This window comes from Candidatus Omnitrophota bacterium, assembly GCA_028716165.1.
Classification (GTDB): Bacteria; Omnitrophota; Gorgyraeia; order JABMRG01; family JABMRG01; genus JAQUQI01.
The window spans coordinates 85,352-107,253 of sequence record JAQUQI010000001.1 but is presented as its reverse complement, the minus strand read 5'-3'; the positions used below and the strand labels follow the sequence as shown (position 1 = coordinate 107,253).

General features: G+C 42.9%; 18 protein-coding genes and 1 pseudogene. 18 read left to right on the top strand and 1 reads right to left on the bottom strand.

Annotation, left to right across the window (positions count from 1 at the left end):
* The first annotated feature begins 312 nt into the window (after positions 1–312).
* The 7 genes from PHV77_00500 to PHV77_00470 all read left to right on the top strand — a co-directional run bounded on the left by PHV77_00500 (position 313) and on the right by PHV77_00470 (position 10,765).
* Positions 313–492 (top strand): hypothetical protein, encoded by a 180-nt coding sequence (locus PHV77_00500; GenBank protein MDD5503780.1) that lies wholly within the window; start codon positions 313–315, stop codon positions 490–492.
* Positions 492–2,399, top strand: a complete 1,908-nt coding sequence (locus tag PHV77_00495) for a DNA methyltransferase (GenBank protein MDD5503779.1) — start codon at positions 492–494, stop codon at positions 2,397–2,399. Before PHV77_00500 ends, PHV77_00495 begins: the two co-directional genes overlap by 1 nt.
* Positions 2,399–5,314 carry a DEAD/DEAH box helicase family protein gene (locus tag PHV77_00490; GenBank protein ID MDD5503778.1) on the top strand — a complete coding sequence of 972 codons (2,916 nt, stop codon included), beginning with the start codon at positions 2,399–2,401 and terminating at the stop codon, positions 5,312–5,314. Before PHV77_00495 ends, PHV77_00490 begins: the two co-directional genes overlap by 1 nt.
* A gap of 178 nt (positions 5,315–5,492) precedes the next feature.
* Positions 5,493–6,020, top strand: coding sequence for a hypothetical protein (locus tag PHV77_00485; protein ID MDD5503777.1), 528 nt, complete (start codon positions 5,493–5,495; stop codon positions 6,018–6,020).
* Positions 6,021–6,062: 42 nt separating this feature from the next.
* Complete coding sequence (locus PHV77_00480) at positions 6,063–7,979, top strand: AAA family ATPase (protein ID MDD5503776.1); 1,917 nt, start codon at positions 6,063–6,065, stop codon at positions 7,977–7,979.
* Position 7,980: 1 nt separating this feature from the next.
* Positions 7,981–9,927 carry an ATP-dependent helicase gene (locus tag PHV77_00475; protein MDD5503775.1) on the top strand — a complete coding sequence of 649 codons (1,947 nt, stop codon included), beginning with the start codon at positions 7,981–7,983 and terminating at the stop codon, positions 9,925–9,927.
* Positions 9,920–10,765, top strand: coding sequence for a toll/interleukin-1 receptor domain-containing protein (locus PHV77_00470; GenBank protein ID MDD5503774.1), 846 nt, complete (start codon positions 9,920–9,922; stop codon positions 10,763–10,765). Before PHV77_00475 ends, PHV77_00470 begins: the two co-directional genes overlap by 8 nt.
* A 401-nt stretch (positions 10,766–11,166) precedes the next feature.
* On the opposite strand, the gene PHV77_00465 is transcribed toward PHV77_00470, so the two are convergent.
* Positions 11,167–11,433: a hypothetical protein gene (locus tag PHV77_00465; protein ID MDD5503773.1), complete on the bottom strand. Its 267-nt coding sequence runs from the start codon at positions 11,431–11,433 to the stop codon at positions 11,167–11,169.
* Between the two features lie 125 nt (positions 11,434–11,558).
* Between PHV77_00465 and PHV77_00460 the strand changes: the two genes are divergently transcribed.
* The 11 genes and pseudogenes from PHV77_00460 to dnaK all read left to right on the top strand — a co-directional run bounded on the left by PHV77_00460 (position 11,559) and on the right by dnaK (position 21,889).
* Positions 11,559–11,738, top strand: coding sequence for a MerR family transcriptional regulator (locus tag PHV77_00460; GenBank protein MDD5503772.1), 180 nt, complete (start codon positions 11,559–11,561; stop codon positions 11,736–11,738).
* Between the two features lie 6 nt (positions 11,739–11,744).
* Positions 11,745–12,344 (top strand): hypothetical protein, encoded by a 600-nt coding sequence (locus PHV77_00455; protein MDD5503771.1) that lies wholly within the window; start codon positions 11,745–11,747, stop codon positions 12,342–12,344.
* Positions 12,341–12,466 (top strand): recombinase family protein, encoded by a 126-nt coding sequence (locus PHV77_00450; protein MDD5503770.1) that lies wholly within the window; start codon positions 12,341–12,343, stop codon positions 12,464–12,466. The genes PHV77_00455 and PHV77_00450 overlap by 4 nt, the downstream gene beginning before the upstream one ends.
* 421 nt (positions 12,467–12,887) lie before the next feature.
* A pseudogene (locus tag PHV77_00445) lies at positions 12,888–13,584 on the top strand (endonuclease/exonuclease/phosphatase family protein).
* A gap of 77 nt (positions 13,585–13,661) precedes the next feature.
* Entirely contained in the window at positions 13,662–15,095 is a 1,434-nt protein-coding gene (miaB, locus tag PHV77_00440) for a tRNA (N6-isopentenyl adenosine(37)-C2)-methylthiotransferase MiaB (GenBank protein ID MDD5503769.1), read from the top strand.
* Complete coding sequence (locus PHV77_00435; GenBank protein MDD5503768.1) at positions 15,092–15,847, top strand: tetratricopeptide repeat protein; 756 nt, start codon at positions 15,092–15,094, stop codon at positions 15,845–15,847. Before miaB ends, PHV77_00435 begins: the two co-directional genes overlap by 4 nt.
* Before the next feature lie 26 nt (positions 15,848–15,873).
* Entirely contained in the window at positions 15,874–16,788 is a 915-nt protein-coding gene (gene miaA, locus PHV77_00430) for a tRNA (adenosine(37)-N6)-dimethylallyltransferase MiaA (protein MDD5503767.1), read from the top strand.
* Entirely contained in the window at positions 16,767–18,044 is a 1,278-nt protein-coding gene (gene hflX / locus PHV77_00425; protein MDD5503766.1) for a GTPase HflX, read from the top strand. The genes miaA and hflX overlap by 22 nt, the downstream gene beginning before the upstream one ends.
* Positions 18,045–18,197: 153 nt before the next feature.
* Positions 18,198–19,226: a heat-inducible transcriptional repressor HrcA gene (hrcA, locus tag PHV77_00420; GenBank protein MDD5503765.1), complete on the top strand. Its 1,029-nt coding sequence runs from the start codon at positions 18,198–18,200 to the stop codon at positions 19,224–19,226.
* Positions 19,223–19,915, top strand: a complete 693-nt coding sequence (gene grpE, locus PHV77_00415; protein MDD5503764.1) for a nucleotide exchange factor GrpE — start codon at positions 19,223–19,225, stop codon at positions 19,913–19,915. Before hrcA ends, grpE begins: the two co-directional genes overlap by 4 nt.
* A gap of 69 nt (positions 19,916–19,984) precedes the next feature.
* Entirely contained in the window at positions 19,985–21,889 is a 1,905-nt protein-coding gene (gene dnaK, locus PHV77_00410; protein ID MDD5503763.1) for a molecular chaperone DnaK, read from the top strand.
* Positions 21,890–21,902: the final 13 nt, after the last annotated feature.

The window sequence follows — 21,902 nt, the reverse complement described above, 5'->3', positions numbered from 1 at the left end:
CAAATATTCATCAACACTTCTGTCTTTTTTTCAAAAAACCAGAACAGATCGCACCGCCAAAAGACATTCCGCCTTCGGCGGAAAGACTTTTGCCCTTCGGGTTCGCGTTGCTTTGATGAATATTTGGATTTTAAAAAACTCCGCCCAACAGTCACAGCCGGGCGGCTTCAGCCCTTTGGGCTTCCGCAACGCCCTTTGTGTGATTACTTGTCCCTTAGAGGTTTTTTTGTTTCCAAAAGCAATGTATTGTGCTATAATCCATAAATATGGGTATACGGGTAAAATAGTCAAGCAACAATCAAGGAGCGAAACATGCCTGCCAATAAACGCATAAAGAAAACGACAATTGAAATCACGCAAGACCAGTATTTTTTTCTGAAAGAAAAAGCCCTCGAGTTGCAGAAGCAAAATAAGAACGCATCCGTTGTGTCTATCATCAGGGGATTTATTAACCAGGCGATGCAGAAAGATAAAAATAAAAGGGAGAGATAATGCCTGAATCATTAATTGAACAACTGCCAAAAATTGTAGCCGAAGGAAAAAAGGAGGCGGAGAGGATTTTAAACGAGCTTTCCGAAAAGGAAAGAATTGTTTTGCAGACAAATGAATATGTTTTGCCGTCCAAAGAGCGTTCTGGACTCTTCCGCGGTGCCGTCAGGGAGATTGATAAAAAGGAGTGGTTTAATCGTTTGATTTACGGCGATAATCTTTTAGTGATGCAGGCACTTCTCTCGGGTGATCCGTCAACCGCCTTTCCCTCTATGCGCGGCAAAATAGATCTTATTTATATTGACCCGCCGTTTGATTCCAAAGCTGATTATCGCACAAAAATTACCTTGCCTAACGGCGATATTGAACAAAAGCCAACAGTCATTGAACAATTTGCGTATTCTGATACTTGGAAGGATGGAACGGCGAGTTATCTTAAGATGCTTTATCCGAGGATTTGCTTGATGCGAGAACTTTTATCGGAGCAAGGTTCAATATATGTTCATTTAGATTGGCATGTTGGGCACTATGTAAAAGTATTGATGGATGATATTTTTGGGAAAAATAATTTTAGAAATGAAATTATTTGGCACTATCAGGCAGGAACAGCTCCTCAAAATGGATTTGCGAAAAAACATGATAATCTATTATTTTATTGTAAAGGAACGGAGAATGTTTTTAACGAAATTCGTCTAATGGTTAAGGATGAATCTATCTATCCTTTTACAGATGAGAAGGGTAGAAAATATCGGATGTCAGGCAATAATAACGCAACGCGTTATTATGCAGATGAAGGAAGAAAAGCCGATGATGTATGGACATGGATTGATAGAAAAGAAAATAATATAGTTCAAGTTTTTCATGCATTACCAGAGCACTTAGGATTTCAAACACAAAAACCCGAGAGGCTATTGGAAAGAATAATTAAAGCATCATCAAAAGAAGGTTCGATTATCGCGGATTTCTTTGCCGGGTCAGGAACGACTGGATCTGTTGCAGAAAAACTTGGGCGACGTTGGATTACGGTTGATATTGGCAAGCCATCCTGTATGGTTATGCGGAAACGCCTTATTGATCAAGACGCAAAACCATTCTTATACCAATGCATTGGCGATTACCAGAAAGAGCAATTCGAAAAAAGCGAGTTCCGACGTGTAAGCGACCTTGCTCATGTGGTACTCAATCTATATGGTGCCATTCCCTTCTCGGATGTAGAGCCTACCCAGAGAAACCTGGGATACATTAAGGAGTCCCGGACGCTTGTAATGGTAGATTCGCCATCAAAGCTAACCGGCTATGGAACGCTTAAGAGGGCACAGGAATTGCGCGCAAGCTTTATGGGCGGATGGAAGAAGGTCGTGGTGCTGGGATGGAATTTCGTAACCGATATCGGGCAGGTTATAGCAAATCTTAATGACCCGCATATTGAAGTGCTTGTTATTCCTCCAGATTTACTTGATAGGCTTAAAACCAAGTCATCATACCAGAAATTAATCAAGGGTGGGAAAATACGCTTTTCATCACTGCAGTATCTTTCCGTTAAGCCGGTTCATATGGAAGAGCTCAATAAGGAAGAAGAGGAAATTTCCGTCAAGCTTGATAATTATGTGCTTCTTTCTCCGGATGCGCTGCCGCTTGAGGAGAAAGACAAGGAGAAATTGCAGGAAATAATCGCCAGGGATCCCCTGGCCCTGATCGAGTATTGGAGTATAGACCCGGATTATGACGGAGAGGTTTTTAGGAGCAAGTGGCAGGATTATCGCGGCAATACCGAGGTGGATGATGACCCGATGCGCGTGGTAAGAAACACCAAACTGCGCGTCCCGAAACTGAAACATAAGCGCAGGGTTTGCATAAAAGCCGTTGATGTCTTTGGCTTTGAAAGCGCGGTTATCGAGGAGGTGAAGTAATGCCCACGCCTCTTAACATCGGCACCCGGGACATCCCGCTTCGTTTTGCCAGAAGGCTTACCGATAGCATTAACAGCCAGTTCAATCTTAAGGACCCTGCTTTTATCGAAAAATTCACCCCCGTAACCAGGGATCTCTTACGGTTCTGGTTTGAGGATAATTTCTGCGAGAACCGCAATATCAACTTTCATATCGGCCAGAAGCAGGCCATCATGAATACCATTTATGTGCATGAGGTTTTGAAGCCCGCAACGGTCTTTGATATGTATTCCCTTGTGGATGACGAGATACTTGCCGAGATGGACAAGGTCGAGCTTAAAAAGGCAAAATATCAGCATCCCAAGTACGCGATGAAAATGGCTACCGGAACCGGAAAAACCTGGGTAATGCACGCGCTTCTCATTTGGCAGTATCTAAACGCGAAACATGAAGAAGCGCTAAGCGGCTGGTATTCCAAGAATTTTCTTCTTGTGGCTCCGGGGCTGATTGTTTACGAGCGGCTATTGGATGCGTATCTGGGCAAGGAGGATGAGGAAGGGCAGCGTAGTTTCTTATCTTCGGACTTCAAGCAGTACGAGGCCTTATTTATTCCTCCCTGGTTTAGCGAGGAGATTTTTGGCTTTATCCAGAGCAGTGTTTGCAGGAAGGAAGAAATCGGCAGAAAAGTTACGGGCGACGGCCTTATCGCCATAACAAACTGGCATTTGCTGTCAGGCCTTGATGATGAAGAATCTGTCGAGATTTCACCATTAGAAGATCCGAGCAAAATCGTTGATGATATTCTGCCGATACGGCCGGGAATATCCGCAGGTCATTCCTTGGAGACGCTGGACAATCAGTATCTTAAAGGCAATGAGCTTGAGTTTTTGAAGAGGTTAAAAGATTTAGTTGTTATCAATGATGAAGCCCACCATATCCATGAGAACAAGACGTATGGCGATATTCAGGAGGTTGAGTGGCAGCGAAGCCTTTCTTATATCAGTTCAGACAAAGGATCGAAATTTATCCAGATAGACTTTTCAGCTACACCATATGATGTGACCGGGAGCGGTCAGAAAAGAACGAAGCACTATTTCCCACACATAGTGATTGATTTCGACCTTCGTACGGCAATCCACATGGGCCTTGTCAAGACCATAGCGCTTGACCGTCGCAAGGAGATTGCCTCGTTGCCTTTGGATTTCAAGGCGGAGCGTGACGGTCGGGAGGTCGTAGGATTATCTAATGGACAAAAGACAATGCTGAGGGCGGGTTTAGCCAAGCTTAAAAAACTGGAGGAACATTTTACCTCGTTAACAGATGGGGCCGAATGTTCAAAATATCCCAAGATGTTCGTTGTTTGCGAGGATACTAAAGTTACGCCGCATGTCGTGGAGTATCTGACAAAGTACGAGGGCCTGGATGAAAAGGACGTAGCGCAGATCGACTCTGATAAAAAAGGGTCCGTGCCGCAGGATGAGTGGTTTCAGCTGAAGCAGCGGCTTTTTAATGTGGACAAGCATCCTCAGCCGAAAGTGATTATTTCGGTTTTGATGTTACGTGAGGGGTTTGATATCAACAATATTTGCGTTACCGTGCCTTTGCGCTCAAGCCAGGCGCCTATTCTTCTTGAGCAGGTTATTGGGCGGGGCCTACGGCTTATGTGGCGCGAGCCGGAATATCAGGAAAGCAAGGACGAAAATAGAACTGCTCTTCTTCAGAAGAAACAAGAGCCTAAGAATTGCATGGATATTTTAAGTATTATTGAGCATCCGGCATTCATAGAATTTTATGATGAGTTAATCAAAGAGGCGCCAGTGATCGAGACCGAACCCAAAGACAGAACGGATGTCCTGGGCGACATCATAAACGTAGGGCTCAAGAGCAATTACAAGGACTACGATTTGTATTTCCCGATTATTCTTATTGACCGGGAAGAGAACCTTATGCCTACGGAGATCGACGCTGACAAACTGGCATCGTTCGATTTTTATGGGTTGGAACAGCTCAAAAAGATGGTGCCTAAGGGCGGCGATATCTTTTACTCCGAAGAGATGACGGTCAAGACCCGCTTCGGTGATTATGAGGTCAAGGCAGACGTTTTTAATTCAAAGAGCTATAACGAGTTTATCGGGAAGATCGTTAATGCTGTTTCTACAATGATTGTTAAGGTAAGCGCGCGCAAGACAAAAGAATATCCCTCTATGCAGGTTAATCAGGTCGAGGTTGCCAGGGCGATTGATAAATTTGTCCGGGAAAAGTTATTCAAGCAGGAGTTCGACCCTTTTTTTGAGAATAATTGGCGCGTATTATTGCTTTCGCAAACCGGCATTGTGGAACATATTATCAAACAGATAAGCAAGGCAATTTTTGAACTGCAGAATAATATTGATATTTCCGAGGCAACGATTATCAAGCGGCACTTCTCGGAAATCGCGACGTTGAGAATGAGAGAGAAGTATTGCCTTGATATTGTCAAAACGATTTATGAGAAGCAGTCATATCCTTCGAATAAAGGCGGGCTGGAAAAAGCCTTTATGGAGTTTTGCGATAGCGATACCAACGTAGAGGCGTTCGTTAAGGTTAATGAAAATTATCACTATTTCGCCCGCATCAATTACGTGCGATCCGATGGGATGCTGGCGTCTTATTCTCCCGATTTCATAGTAAAGACCAAGGGCAGGAGTTATATCGTCGAAACCAAGGGGCAGGATAAGATTTCGGTTGAAAACGTAAAGCTCAAGCAGCTGGCAACCATCGACTGGGTCGAGAGGATCAATCAGCTGAAGCCGGAGGACCGGATGGGTGCGGAGTGGGAATATGTGCTGGTGGGCGAAAATACGTTCTATAGCATGCGGGATCAGGGAGCCAACATTCTTGAGATTTTTAATTATCTAAAGATAACCAAGAATATGATTCAGGGCACCCTGTTTTAACAATGCCCGGCGATGATTCGTTCAATGAGTTTCTAGGCTACGATTTCACCATGGGCGCAGACGTCGTGAAATGCCCGCACTGCGGCGCCGATGTGCCGTGCAGCCTGTTTTTCGATAACGAAGTCGAATGTCCAAAATGCGAGAAGAAATTCCGGAAGGATGATAGATAAAAGTAACGATGAATAAAATTAGTGATTTGACAAATGGAGAGATTACACAAACACTCGCTTATGCTGGGTTGATCTTAGTTGCGTTCGAACTAGTTAAAAGTCTCATCGTAAAGCCAATTAAAACGTTCTATTGGCACATGACGTTTTCTGAAGGGGGGCCGTTTAAGTCTTACGAAGACGATGTTTTAATTCGGCATAAGAATGAGTTTGAAGCTTGTCTTTTATATTTACGTGATTTTATGAAGATTATAGATTCTGATGACGTTTCGATTATTCAGGAATTGAGGGAACATCGCAATGATTTAGCGCACAATATTGCGCACAAATTGCAAACTCAAGAAATTGCGCGGAATCTCTTTTTGTTGGAAAAAGCAAGTAAAGTCTTGTTCAAACTAAGTAATCATCAAATGTACATAGAGATAGGTGCAGATCCAAGGTTTAAGAATAAGGGAATCGATTGGGATACGGCAAAGGGGCCCGAATACGTTATGTTCGAAGAAGTACGGAATAAGATAAGAGTATTTGAGGCGGTGTAGATTAGGGAAAAGGAATCACCTCCGTATTAAAGAGGATTAGCAGTGAAACTCAGAGAGATTTTTATAAAAAATTTTAGATGCCTTAAGGATATGCGGATGTCCGTTACGGACACTTGCGTTCTGATTGGAGAAAATAATAGCGGCAAAACTGCTTTATTGGAGGCTATTCGAATCGTATTGACTCGGGCTTCTTACGGGAAAAACGTTGTATTCGATGAATACGATTATTATATGTCAAAAGCAGGGGATTCTCCTTTATCAAGTGAAGGCATTGAAATAGAGCTATGGTTTCGCGAGGACAAGTCTGATGAATGGCCGGAATCGTTATCTCAATCGCTTCAGGACATTATCCAGACGGATCCAATAAAAGATATCGATTCTATCGGTATACGATTATCTAGTAAAGCTGACACCGTCACCAAAACTATCACTCCCCGAGTGGAATTTTTGTCTATCGATGGACAAGTCTTAAAGGTAAAAGCCAGTAATGTTACCGCCTTCTTAACTTATATCCGAATATTCGCATTATCTGCTTTGCGGGATGCTGACGAGGAGTTTTCCGTCAGGTCGCAGTACTGGGGAAAATTTCTTAAAGATTTAAAGATTAGTGATGAACAGCGAAGAACGCTCGGAGAAGATCTGCTGAAAATTAATAAGGATCTATTAAAGGCAGATCCTCGACTTGAGAAATTTAGATCGTCTTTTGCTAATGCCCAAAAAATTATGGCTTTTGGAGATGGCAGTAATACATCAATTCAGGCGGTGCCTTTAAAGCCTTGGGATTTGATGTCGAAATCAGAGGTAGTTATTAAGCCCAAGGGCAGTGATATTGATATTCCTTTACTCCGTCATGGCCAAGGAATTCAAAGTCTAACTGTATTATTTCTTTTTTATGCTTATATTGAAATTCTTTTGAAGCCATCATTTGAATCAGAAACAGAGGCTATTTTGACATTGGAAGAGCCAGAGGCGCATTTGCATCCGCAAGCTATTCGTGCGCTTGCCGCTAATTTATGCGAATTGAAGACACAAAAAATAATATCCTCTCATTCGCCCCACTTTATTCAAGAAATTCCTTTCCAAGACATTAGATTGTTCAGGAGAGGCGACAATGCATCTAATGTTTATTGTATTAAACGTTCATTTTCAGTGAAGCTTCCGGTCAAAGATGGATTAGAAAATTTTTGTTCTCAATCATCTGCCAAGTATCATTATGATTCGACCACATCGATATTAACGTTGAATGGGAAAATGGAAGAGAGTGAATATCGGTCGCTTTTAACAATGTATTCTGGCGAAACTGATTTGCATGGAAACCTCAAAAGTTTATATGAGGAGTCATGTCTGCATTTAACAGATCAAGATCTCATTAAGTTAGAAACATGTGTCAAGCGGATCAGAGGCGAAATTCTTTTTGCTCGGGCATGGCTTCTATGCGAAGGGCAATCAGAATATCCAATAGTACGTTATTTCTCGGAAGTTTTAGGTCAGTCTTTCGATTGCAACGGCATTGCTTTAATTGATTACAGAAATAATGGATCGGCTGGTTTGTTTGTAGGGTTAGCACGAATATTTGCCTTTCCGTGGTTAATGCTGTGTGATACCGATGAACAGGGGAAGAATTCGATCAAAGAAGTAAAGAATCGTGGTGTCAGCGATGATCAAATTAAGACCGCGATTAGGCTGTGGCCTAATTCGTGTAAAGATTTAGAAGAATTCTTAATTAAAAATGGTTTTGTTGCTGAGTATGCGGAGCTCATCACGGGGAATGGCAATAAGTTAAAAAATAAGCCCGGTGATGCTGAATATGGGAATGAAATATTAGCGCTTATCCGAAAAGATAAAGTGGGCTATGCATACGCGTTGATTTCTAAACTTCGGGGAAAAAATATGCAGGGAGATCGGGTACCCGACTTTCTTTCTGCTTTAGTAAAAGATTCCATGGCATTGGGGAGATAAAATGGCGAATAATGACTTGGATAATGCATGGCAGAAATTAAGTCTTGTTCAGAAGAAAGCCGCTGAGTGGGGTGATGAGGCATTATTGGTGCTTGCAGGCCCCGGGTCTGGGAAGACGAGAGTTTTAACCTGTCGTATAGCGAAGATTCTTGATAAAAGTCAGGATAAGAATTTTAGAATTCTTGGCCTGACTTTTACTAATAAAGCCGCAGACGAAATGCGCTTAAGAGTGGCTAATCTTGTTCCGGGGCAAGAAAGCAGATTATTTTTAGGAACATTCCATTCGTTTTGTGCGGATGTATTACGTCAACATGGAGTGCATTTAGGGATTAATCCAAACTTTCAGATTTATTCTCAAGATTATGATCTTCAAGCCGTTTTAGATGATGCGGTAACTGAAGCAAAGAAGACAAGCGATATAATATCTGACCTCGACAAGAAAACATTGCCGGTTATACAAAGATTAAAATCGTTTCTTATTGAGCCATCTCAGTGTGTTGATGTTTTTCGAGATAAGGAATTCGGAAAACGCATGGCCGTTGTTTATCCAGCCTATGAAGAAGCATTATCAAGACGAAATTCTTTAGATTTTAGTTCGTTGATTTTCCAGGCCTACCGGCTTTTTACGAAATTCCCGGCTTTTGCCAAACGTTATAGAACAGTTTATCCTTACATATGCATAGACGAATTTCAAGATACAAATGAGGCACAATACAAATTAATTAGAGCGTTATCCGAGGATCAGTACAAAAACTTTTTTATTGTGGCTGATGATGACCAGATTATTTATCAGTGGAACGGCGCGAGCCATAAGCGAATCGAGCAATTTGTTCAAGATTATTCCCCTGAAATTTTACAGTTGCCCACGAATTATCGATGCCCTCCGGAGGTTGTTTCAATTGCGAATAATTTGATCAGTAATAACTTTTTAAGATCTCCGGGGAAGAAACCACTTTTAGCAGATAAGCCAATTAGTAAGTGCGCGGATGTGGTGCGTTTGTTGTCTCGCTTCCCTGAATTTGAAACAGAAGCAAAAGGCGTTGGTGAAGATATTAAAAAATGCTACTCGAATCAGCTTGGATCTGTTGTTATTTTAGCCAGAAACAGAAAGTTATTAGACGGGGCCTTTAAGGGACTGCAAGATCAAGGTATTCCTGCGGTTGTGGCGCAGAGGAAAGATGAGTTTATTAGTTCGCCTTTTGTATGGTTACATTCGGTCTTAAGGCTTGCTAGTAATCGGCAGGATAAGGCAAGTTTAGATTCCTTGTGTGGTGCATTTAAGCAACTTGTTGGCATTGAGATTGACCCCGATGAAGTTGTAACGCAAGCGCAATCTTCGACGTTGGGTTTCTTGCAAAATTGGATGAGATTTGCTGAGCAGAAGAGTAGCGATGTTTTAACCAAAGAGATTATTGCTGAGGTATTCGCCTTCATTGGTGGCGAAAAGAACTTCCGTTTATTTTGTAAGAATGCAATCAGCTGGTTTGACAAGCTGATAAAAAATCCAGACGTGGCTTCAAACGCTCAAGGTATAGAAGTATTTGCGGGATATGACGAAGAGCGCGCCGTCTGGGACGATCTTGTTAAGGAAATAGCGGCTTCTCTTGGAACAGAATTATCTTTGGAGGTCTTTTTGCAAGAATTACAATTGCACTCGAAAGAATCAAAGATAAAACCCGATACTGTAGTTCTTATGTCAATACATGGAGCAAAGGGCAAAGAATTTGATCATGTATATTTGATTGGTCTAGTTGAAGATGAGTTGCCATCTTTTCAGAGTAAACAAAAAGGCGAGAAGAGTCCTGAAATGGAAGAAGAGCGGAGGAATTGCTTTGTCGCGATTACGCGGGCAATAAAAAGTTTAACACTTAGCTATTCTGAAAAATATCGAGGATGGAGTAAAACGCCTTCAAGATTTTTGATTGAGATGGGATTGCTTAATGAATAATTCTTCTACAGTAGAGAAAGATGTATTTATTTCATATGCCTCGGAAGATCGGGAGGTAGTTGCAAAACCACTTGCTCAGCTATTGTCTTCTTTAGGAATAAGCGTATGGTTTGATCAGTTTGATTTAAAAATTGGAGATAGCCTTCGACATAAAATAGATGAAGGGTTGAAGAAAAGCCGCTACGGTATTGCAGTTTTGTCCCCGGCTTTTTTTGATAAGCACTATACGAAGCTTGAACTTGATGGGTTGGCACAAAGGGAAGTAGATGGAGAGAAGGTAATTCTCCCTATTTGGGTTAAGATGGACGCAAAGCAAATTAGATCTTTTTCGCCTACTTTGGCAGATCGAATAGCAGGGAGATGGGAAGAGGGTATCTATGTTGTTTTAGCAAAGTTGATTGAAGTAATAAAACCCGGGATAATTGAAGCGTGGCAAAAGCGAATAACCGTAATGCCACGGTTGACCACCGGCCGAGAAGTTATTGATGTTGTAACCAGCTGTCATTTTTCTTATTCATTTAATGACGAGCCTAATAATGATGCAGAAATCGATCTTGTCGGTGGTTTCCTTCAAGAATTGCGAGATTGGTGCGATATCTGGGATGACATAGATATTCCTGGCCAAATGAAAGCTACAAGTCGTGTCTCTGATATGGTGGGTGAATTAGAAACTTCAGGTTGGACTATATACGGAAGTAAAATGAAAGGTAGAAGAAAACTGGCCGGAGTTGAAAGCGAATGGAAATGGTATGCAATTGCAGTTATTCGTGGCCAGCCAGAAGAAGTAATGTTTGCTGGAGATAGAATTTTAGTCCATAAGCCAGAGAAACAAACATAAGAAAACATTAAATCAGGGGACATAGTACTAATTTCCCTCCCTCGGCAATTGCAATCGGGCGGCTTTAATCCTTCGGATTTACGCATCGCCCTTTGTGCGTTTGCCTCACCCACCCTTAAAGAAGAGCAAAAACACATTTTATAAATTTTTCGCCGCCGTCCAAAATCCGCCAAACACGGAAAGCCGAATCGTACTCTTGCACAACCACGAAGACCGCCGGCCTAGGCGGCCGCCAAGTGAGCCACGTCCCAAGGCGGGGCGAACGGTGCCAACACCACCCACGCAGCCCGCTGGAGCCGACGTTCAGGAGGCGGAAGCGGGCGGTGCATTATTCAGCCAACTCAACCTGAAAAGCCGTGAAAAAGAACGGTTTAGCCAACTTGTAAAGAACAAACCAAGGGTCAGCCGAAGGTGTGGATGTAGATTTTTTTTGACATATTTTTATAACCTTTTTGATTTTTTTGGCCTTGCAGTTTCTTTTCTGTTTCCGAAAATAAAAAATTAAAGAGGGCAAAGAAAGAAAAAGAAATTCTTTTTGGGGGTAATGCCCCGCCGATGGCGGGGGCGATTTTGATGTTTTCCGTCTTGCTCGCCCGCACGGCTCGCAATCCGTCTGTCAATTCCCTAATTGCCAGTAAAAAGCAGTGGAAAGAGAAACCCCCACCCACCCGAAAAATTGTCTCGTTGCTCAGGCGTTAACCTTCGGTTTCCGCTCCTTGCGCTACGAGCCAATTTATTCCCACCTAAAGTTTAGATTGACTATTAATGTCTAATACTGTAAAATATGCTCATTATGAATAAGATATATAACATCACTCATGCCGCAAGGGAATTAGGTATTACCCGTCAGACTCTTTATAATTGGATAGAGAAGGGGTGGGTTAAACCTAAACGTGATTACCGCAATTATCCAGTCTTTACTAAAGAAGATATTAAAAATATTGAAAAGTGGCGTGGTGAATTAAAGGAGTAATTTAAAATGGATAAGACATTTTTTATTTCAATAGCTGTTGTTGCTCTAATCAGTGCTGCTATCAGCTTTGTTCCTGAACATCGCATTACTAAAGAATTTAAGATCGGGTTATTTGCCATAATCTTCTTATGCTTAATATTCCAAGGATGGTATGGTTGGAGAGAGAAAAAGGCGACAGATTATAAAGATTTCAGAAATGAATTATATCAAGATCAAACACTGCAAGGACAAACAGAGATGTCCAAAGACCTTAAGGAATTAAAAGAAAAAGAAAAGAAAGGCTTATTAACACCAAATGAGTATTATTTATATATTACTCGTTATTTAGAAAGTATAGATAGAACTTTAAAATTTTCTGGAGGAAAAAATACACGGGAGTGGATAACTGCCTATCATACAGAAACTGGTAAAATCCCAAGTTATTTTAGCTTTGAAGAATGGAAAGATGCTGAGAAATTAATATACGAGTCCATGGTAAATGAAATTAATGGACATTTTAATATGCGTGGAACTTTCAATAGTGGTATGCAACCAAAATTATTAGAGATTTTTGCAAAAGCAAGAGAACGGTTGCTTAAAGCAAAGGAAAGAGAATCTAACAAATGAAAATTGCCTTCTATATTCGGGTACCAACAAAAGATCAAGCCAAAGAGGGATATTCTCTTGAGGTGCAGAGAGAATATCTTGAATCATTTACTAAGCGCGAAGGTCTTGAGGTATTCAAGTAGGTATCAGCAGGCGTCCTATTTAGTTACACCCTGCCAAATGGATATAAAAAACTTTTTACTTTTAGCGCCCCGCTATATGTAGGGTGTTACCAAATAGGACGTCTACGTATGTTATCATGGTAGAGTTCGATTCTATGGATAGATTCCAAGCTTGGTGGGATTCAGATGAGTATCGTGCGATCGCGCCATTACGTGAAAAAGCAACAAAAATGAATGCTATCGTATTGGAAGGGGTTTAATAGGATAAATAATGTGAAGAAAGTTTTTATACGGACTCTGGGCTGCCAGATGGACAAATTGCTACACTCGGATTATACACTCGTTGAGAGATTGGTACGATAAGGGTTAATTGTTTGCAGAAAAATGAGTTATGATACTGGGCAAAGAAGGAACCGAACGTGAATAGTGGCAAAGGTTTTAAATGAGAATAATCACTTGGAATTGTAACGGCGCGTTAAGAAAAAATTTGTATATTTAAAAAAATAAAAGCCGATATTGTTGTAATTCAGGAGTGTGAAAACCCAGCAAAGAATAAGGATGATGATTTCAGAGGGTGGGCTAATAATTACATTTGGACAGGGGAAAACCAGAATAAAGGGTTAGGCATTTTTGCTAAAGAGGACATAAAGATAGAACAATTAGGTTGGGACAATAAGGGGCTAAAATATTTTATACCCTGTAGGGTGAACGGTTCATTTAATCTTGTTGGAGTGTGGTGTCACGGCGCAAATTCTCCAACATTTGGCTATATAGGCCAGTTTTGGAAATATCTTCAGCTACATAAAAGAAAATTAAAAAAAGCCGTCATTGCTGGTGATTTTAATAGCAATGTTATCTGGGATAAGTGGGATAGATGGTGGAATCATTCAGATGTAGTTAGAGAATTGAAAGAATTAGGGATTAAAAGCTTATACCATGAATATTTCGACGAAAAGCAGGGCAAGGAGACGAGATCCACTTTGTATTTGCAAAGAAATAAGAATAAGCCATACCATATAGATTACATCTTTGCGGATAGGGGTATCGCAAAAAAAGCTAGCCATATGAAAATAGGTAGAAATTCAGAGTGGTTAAGATATGGTGATCATATGCTGGTTATTGTTGACTTGGATTTATAAGTCTCACTAACGTACGGTTCTGTGGATAAATTCAGTTGTGTGAAAATTACGCATAACTCTAACGGAGTATCCATGTTATGGATAAATTAAAACGAGTGTATATAAAGACGTTCGGATGCCAGATGAATGAGCGGGATTCGGAGATCATTTATAGCCTGATGATACGAAAAGGCTATGTCCCTGCCCAGTCATACGAGGATGCGGATATCATAATATTTAATACCTGCGCTGTTAGAAAGCACGCCGAGGACAGGGTTTGGGGCAAGCTAAGCGAGCTGAAGCGCCTCAAGGTCAAGGAAAGTAGTAAATGCCCGGCAAATAAAGCAGGCCTGGCGCAGGATATGCCTGATAGAGATATTATTATAGGGCTTGCAGGCTGTATGGGCAAGGCCTATGGCAAGGACGTATTTAAAAGGCTTGAGCATGTTGACTTTGTCTGCGGGCCTTCCAATATCTATGATATACCCGCTTTGGTTGAAAAGGTTTCTTCCGGCAAGCGCCATATTTGTTCTGTTTCAAAAGAAAGTAGGCCTTTGGACAGGGAGAAGGGTTTAAAAGGCTCTGCCGAGTCATTATATTTATATAGAGAAAATAATGTCAGCTCATTCGTCAATATCAGCTATGGCTGTAATAATTTTTGTTCGTATTGCATTGTGCCTTATGTAAGGGGCAGAGAAGTAAGCCGCCCGCGCGGATGCGTAATTGAAGAGATAAAATACCTTGTTGACAGGGGTATTAAAGAAGTAACACTTTTAGGCCAAAACGTGAATTCCTACAAATCTTCGGGCAGGGCCTTATTAGGCGGCAAGAATGATTTTGTGAAATTGCTCCAATCGGTAAACAGGATTTCGGGGCTTGAGAGAATAAGGTTTATGACATCTCATCCTAAAGATGCCAACCTTGAGCTTTTTAAGGCCATAGCAGGCCTTGATAAGGTTTGCCAGCATCTGCATCTGCCCCTGCAGTCGGGTTCTGACAGGATATTAAAGCTTATGAACAGAGGCTATAGTTCAAAGCATTATCAAAAGCTCGTAGATGATATGAGAAAGATAGCGCCTGAATGCGCGATCACGACAGATATCATTGTCGGCTTTCCCTCTGAAACCGAAGAAGACTTTGGGCATACGCGCGATATTATGGACAGAATAGGTTTTGACGGCGCTTTTATATTCAAATATTCACCCAGGCCTTTCGCGGAATCTTTTAAGATGCAAGATGATGTCAGCGAAGATGCCAAGAGGCGGCGCAACCAGGATTTGCTTAACCTTCAGGCGCGGAAAATGAGGGAAAACATCGTCGGGTTTATCGGAAACGTTGAAAGCGTTTTGGGGCTTTCGCCGGCTAAAAGGCCGCCCGATAGTTTGGCTTGCGCGCAGGATTATTATATAAAGGCCCGGACAATGAAAAATTATCAAATAGTCTGCAAGGCGGATAAATCTTTGATAGGAAAGATATTTGATGTTAAAATAACAGGCGTCCAGGATAATACTCTTGTGGGAAATATTGTATGAAAAAGCCCTTAACAATTATTTTGGCGTGCGCTTTATTTTTTGCCTCCAGTCCCGGGTATTGCGCCGGGCAGGGTATTGATGGGGCATGGGCGTATTATCTGCGCGGAGATTATAAACAGACGATTAGCATATGCCGCTCTATCGCGGGCAATGCCTCCTTAGGCGACCAGGGCAGGTATATCATGGGGCTTGCTTTTTTAGCGCTTGGCCAGGCAGAGGCGGCAAGAGAAAATTTTGAATTTGTCGTAAAGTATTATCCGCGGTCAGGGTTGGATGAATTGCTTTTACTTGGTATCGCGGATTCATATTTTCTGGAAAAAGATTTTGACAGGGCAGGAAAAGCCTATAAGGCTATGCTGGATAAATACCCTTCATCAGACTATGCCGCTTTGGCATATCTTGGGTCAGGCAAGGCCTTGCGCAAACAGGGTAAATGGGAGCTTGCGCGGGGATGTTTTAATAAGATTATACAGCAATACCCTTCAAGCCTTGAAGCAAAGGAGGCCGGAGATTATTACAGAAGGCAGTCATTTTTTACCATACAGCTGGGGGCATTTTCAAAAAGGGAAAACGCCTTAAGATACGCCGAGGCCCTTGAGGCAAAAGGCTATGCCGTCTCGGTGGATAAGGAGATGGAAGGCAATAATGTGCTGTATAAGATTAAGAGAGGAAATTTTAGCACATTGGCATCTGCCGAGTCCGAATTGGCGCGCCTTAAAAAAGACGGATTTTCCGGCACGATAATAAGTTAGAGGTATTCCGAAAGAGGGTTTATTTATTGGACTCAATAGTATTCATAACCGGGCCTACAGCAGTGGGCAAGACGGCGGTTTCATTGTCATTGGCAAAACGATTAAGGGCCGAGATAATATCCTGCGATTCCATGCAGATATATAAAGGCATGGACATAGGCACGCAGAAACCCACCCCCTGCCAGAGACGCGGCATAATACATCACATGATTGATATAGCCGCGCCTTCAATAAATTTCAGCGCGGCCGATTTTTGTAAGCATGCTTTAAAATGCCTTGATGCCATTGAAAAAAAAGGCCGCCGGGCATTGATTACCGGAGGCACCGCGCTTTATATAAAATCATTGGTGGACGGGCTTTTTGTCTCCCCCCCGGCTGATTATGCTTTAAGAGAAGAATTGTCAAAACAGGAAGCCTTAAACGGCAGGGGATTTCTTCATAAAAAATTATCGGCTATTGACCATGAGACTGCCGATAAACTGCATCCTAACGATACGCGCCGCGTCATCAGGGCTTTGGAGGTATGCATAAAAGCCCATTCCCCGATATCAGAGCTTAGAAAAAATACCAGAGGCCTTAAGGATAAATATGATATAAAGATATTTTACCTTAACAGGAACAGGCAGGCCTTATATGATATAATAAATAAAAGAGTGGACGCCATGTTCAGGAGAGGCTTTGTGGCTGAATGCCGAAGGCTTAAGAAAGAAGAGCTTTCCATGACAGCGCGCCAGGCCTTAGGTTACGTGGAGGTATTTGATTATCTTGATAATAAAATAAGCCTGGACAGGGCCAGGGAATTGATAAAGCAGAGGACAAGAAATTATGCCAAGAGGCAATTGTCTTGGTTTAGAAACGACAAAAGGTTTGAGCGGGTTGATATTGACGGACTTTCCCCCGCCCAGGCGGCAAGGATATTATGCAAAAAACTTATGAAGTAAAAGGGCCCTTGAGCAACAGGTGCCTTCTTGTCACAATAAGCCTATATGAAGACAGGCAAAAGGGCTGGTCGCCTGAAGACAGCAGTGCCGAGTTTGAAGAGCTTGCCCTTTCAAGCGGGGCAAAGGTGCTGGGCCATATTGTAGTCAGGCTGGATGAGCCCACAGCCAATCTGTTTCTTGGAAAAGGCAAGATAGAAGAAATACATACCATGGTTGAATCATTCGGCAGTGGTATTGATTCGGTGATATTTAGCGAAAACCTCTCAAGCACACAGCAGAGAAACATAGAACACGCCCTGGGAGTCAAGGTTATTGACAGGACGCAGCTTATACTTGATATCTTCTCACAGCGCGCGCATACCAATGAAGGAAAACTTCAGGTTGAGCTTGCCCGGCTTGAATATATGCTTCCCAGGCTTTCCGGATTAGGCGTCAAGCTGTCAAGGCTTGGCGGCGGCATAGGCACAAGGGGCCCTGGTGAGCAAATGCTTGAAACAGACCGTCGCGGCATAATGCGCAAGATAAAATATGCCAAATCAGAGCTTGCCAAGCTTAGCAAAAGGAGAAAAAAACTGCGGCAGAACAGGATGGAACATTCCGTGGCTACCGTCGCGGTAATAGGATATACCAATGCCGGCAAATCAACCCTTATAAACAAGCTTACAGGTTCCGATGTTCTTTCTGATAACAGGTTATTTTGCACATTAGACCTTACGGCGCACAGGCTGGTATTGCCGAATAATCAAAAGATACTGCTTGTTGATACCGTCGGTTTTATACATAAACTGCCGCATAATCTTATTGAGGCTTTTAAGGCGACCCTTGAAGAGGTAAAAGAGGCCGACCTTTTACTTCATGTTCTTGATATAAGCAGTCCCAAGGCAGGCGAACATCTGGAGGCTGTAATGGGCGTGTTAAAGGAGATAGATTCATATGAGAAGCCCATTATAACCGCCCTTAACAAGATAGACCTTGTCAGCGATAATTTTGAAGCAGGGCATTTTCGCCGCAATATTGAAGATTCTGTTCTTATATCGGCAAAAGAAGGCACGTCACTTAAGACCCTGGTTGATATGATAAAGTCAAGGATGACGATGCTTGTTGAAAAAATTGATATCCTTATCCCGCATGATAAAATGGGCCTTTTAAGCTCTATATATGAGCAGGGCCGTGTTCTTGAAAGAAAAGATGTCCCTGAAGGCATCAGGATAAAAGCGGTTGTGCCCCATCATCTAAAGGCTAAGTTAAAGGCCTGATCCCGGATAGAAAACTCCGCAAAATAAATTGAGAAAAAATTCGCAAAATAATTCTTGACAAAAATTGCAAAAGTGATAGAATTGGCTTCCGTGTTAGCACTCTTAATAATAGAGTGCTAATATCCGCGGCCTGAAAAACCCAAAGGTCACAATATGGCGCAGAAAGATACACATATCAGAAAAGATAAAATATTAGCTATGATAATTGATAGCTATATCAGCACAGCCGAGCCTATAGCCTCAAGGGCCATAAGCAAGAAACTGCGCATGAGCTTAAGCCCTGCCAGCGTTAGAAATATCATGAGCGACCTTGAGGAGCAGGGCCTTATAATGCATCCGCATACCTCGGCAGGCAGGATGCCTACCGAGAAAGGTTATAGGCATTATATAGACAAGCTGATGAGAGCATCTCTTCTTACCGAAGAAGAGAAAAGGCTTGTGGACAAAGAGTTTGATGCCAAAGTAAGCGAGCTTAACAGCCTTCTTGACAAGACATCGGGTATATTGTCGTCAATAACTAATCAGGCCGGGGTTGTATTTCTGCCTCTATTGCAGAAAAGCCCCTTCAGGCATGTGGAGCTGGTAAAACTCGGCCCCAATGAGATACTCGCCGTGCTTATAATGTCATCAGGAGTTACGAAGGATTTTGTGGTCTTCCTTGACGATGATATACAGGCCCAGGAGTTGTCGCGTATAAATAATTTTATCAATAAATATATGGGCAAGAACTCTTTAAACGAGATCAGGCAGGAGATTGTCCGCAAGCTTATAGCCGAGAGAGATTCTTTTTTTTATGTGCTGGAACGCGCCAAGGCCATCATAGATATTATACTGGATGTGGTAAAAGAGAACAGGATATATCTTGACGGCAGGTTTCATATAACGGAACAGCCCGAATTTGAGAACGTGGAAAAGGTTAAAAGCCTTTTAAAGCACCTTGAGAGCAAGGATTTCCTGTTCTCTTTGCTTAAAAAAATAAGCGACAGGGAAGCGCCTGGCGTTTACATAGGTTCCGAATTGGGCGAAGAGTTTTCAGACTGCAGTATGATAGCCAGTGATTACCGCGTTGGCGATATACCGTGCGGCATACTTGGAATAATAGGGCCCAAGCGTATGGAATACGCGAGGCTCGTCTCCATAGTTGATTATGTAGCGGAAAAACTAAGCCGGATATTAAAATGACAGCCAAAGACAAAAAAGACGATAAGAACAAAGACAAAAATCAGGATAGCGAGACAGGCGCGCAAGGGCCTGCTGTTAGAGCTGACATAAAGGATATTGAGGCAGAGCTTAAAGTCCTGCGCGAGGAGCTTTTAAAAAAAGACGCCTTTCAGGACAGGTTATTGAGACTGCAGGCGGAATTTGATAATTTCAGGAAGCGCTCGGCCCGCGAGAAGCAGGAGTTTATAAAATATGCCAATGAGGCGCTTATAATAGAGCTTGTCGGCATGCTTGATAACTTTGAGCGCAGTATAAAGGCCGCTGACCAAAAGCAGGATTTTAAATTACTCCATCAGGGTGTTGACATGATATCCAAACAGCTCCACAAACTGCTTGAAGAAAAAGGGCTTAGAAGGATAAACAGCCTTGGAGAGAAATTTGACCCGGTAAGGCATGATGCCATTGAGGTTGTTGAGTCCGCAGATGCCGATGACGGGGCCGTATTGGAAGAATTCCAGCCGGGTTATATGTTAAATGATAAGATTATAAGGCCTGCCATGGTAAAGGTTGCCAAAAACAACAAACAGCAGGCCGCCTGCACGCAGGCCGAAAGCGGCAAAGAACCGCAGTCGGGCGATGAAGAGAGCAATAAAAAAGGCGGCAAAGAGAATATGGAAGAAACGGAAAAAGGCCCAAACACGCAGGATTAGTTTTTAGGCCAGACAGCGCTTTATCGGCGCGGACAGACGGTAATTTAAAAAATTCAGGAGGGACAAAAAATGGCAAGAGTAATAGGAATTGATCTTGGGACATCAAATTCAGCGGCGGCTGTAATGGAAGGCGGAAGGCCTACTATAATACCTTCGGCAGAAGGCGCCGGCGTTGCCAGCGGCAAGGCGTTTCCTTCGGTAGTGGCTTTTACGAAAGACGGCCAGAAGCTCGTCGGAGAACCTGCCAGAAGGCAGGCATCTGTAAATCCCGAAGGCACGATACAGGCCGCGAAAAGGAGAATGGGAGAGGATTTTCATTTTAACGCTTACGGTAAAAAATATACGCCTCAACAGATATCCGCTTTTATCCTGCAAAAGGTAAAGCAGGATGCCGAGAGCTATCTCGGAGAAGAGGTAAAAGAGGCTGTTATAACGGTACCGGCTTATTTTAACGATAATCAGCGCCAGGCTACAAAGGACGCCGGAAAGATAGCAGGGCTTGAGGTATTGAGGATAATCAATGAGCCTACAGCCGCCTGCCTTGCTTATGGGCTTGACAAGGCCGGTAAAGAACAGATGATAATGGTGTTTGATTTCGGCGGCGGAACGCTTGACGTGACTATACTTGAAATGGGCTGGGACGATGAGCACAAGGCCGCTACCTTTGAGGTAAAGTCAACAAGCGGTGATACAAAACTCGGCGGGACGGATATGGACAATGTGTTCATAGAGTATATCGCCGATGATTTTAAAAAGCAGTCCGGCATTGACCTTAGAAAAGACAAGATGGCCATGCAGAGATTGCGGGAGGCCGCCGAAAAGGCCAAGGTTGAGCTGTCAAGCGCTTTAACCACCGATATCAATCTGCCTTTTATTACGGCTGACGCTTCAGGGCCTAAACATCTTACGATGACCATTAACAGGGCCAGGCTTGAAGAGCTTGTGGCCTCAATCATTGAAAGGTGTAAACATCCTTTACAGCAGGCCATAGACGACGCGAAATTAAGGGTAAGGGACATAGATAAGATAATAATGGTAGGCGGGCCTACGCGTATGCCCATAGTGCAGAAATTCCTTGAGGATTATGTCGGCAAAAAGATAGAGCGCGGCATAGACCCTATGGAGTGCGTGGCTCTTGGCGCTGCCGCCCAGGCGGCTATTATCAAAGGCGACGCCAAAGACGTTCTTTTGCTGGACGTAACGCCGCTTTCTTTGGGCATTGAAACACTCGGCCAGGTTTTTACCAAGTTGATTGAAAGAAATACTACTGTGCCGACAAAAAAGAGCCAGACATTTTCAACAGCAGCGGATAATCAGCCGGCAGTTACCATACGCGTCCTTCAGGGCGAGCGGCAGATGGCCAATGACAATGTTGAGCTTGGCAGGTTTGACTTAGTCGGCATACCCCCTGCCCCAAGAGGCGTGCCGCAGATAGAGGTTACATTTGATATAGACCAGAACGGCATTGTTCATGTAGGCGCCAAAGACCTTGGCACAGGCAAAGAACAGTCTATCAGGATATCGGCGCCCAAGAAGCTTAGCGAAGAAGAGATAGAAAAAATGGTAAAAGACGCCGAGCGTTTTGCCGAAGATGATAAAAAGAGAAAAGAGGCCGTGGAGATGAAAAACCAGGCGGATACTCTTATCTATTCAACGGAAAAGGCGCTTAAAGATTACGCGGACAAGGTCTCTGACGCAGAGAAAAAGGCCATAGAGTCGGGCATAAATGACCTAAAGGAAAAGGTGAAGACCGATGATACGCAGGCCATAAAAAAGTCCATGGACGCGCTTGCCGCCGCATCGCATAAACTTGCCGAAGAGATATATAAGGCCCAGTCAGCCAAGCAACAGCAGCAGCCAGGCGCCCAGCCGGGCCCTGATGCCGCGCAGGCTAATCCGGGAGCGGATAATAACCAGCCGTCCGGCAAGGATGATGTTGTTGATGCCGAATACAAAGAGGATAAAGGTAATTAAAACAAGGAAGGGT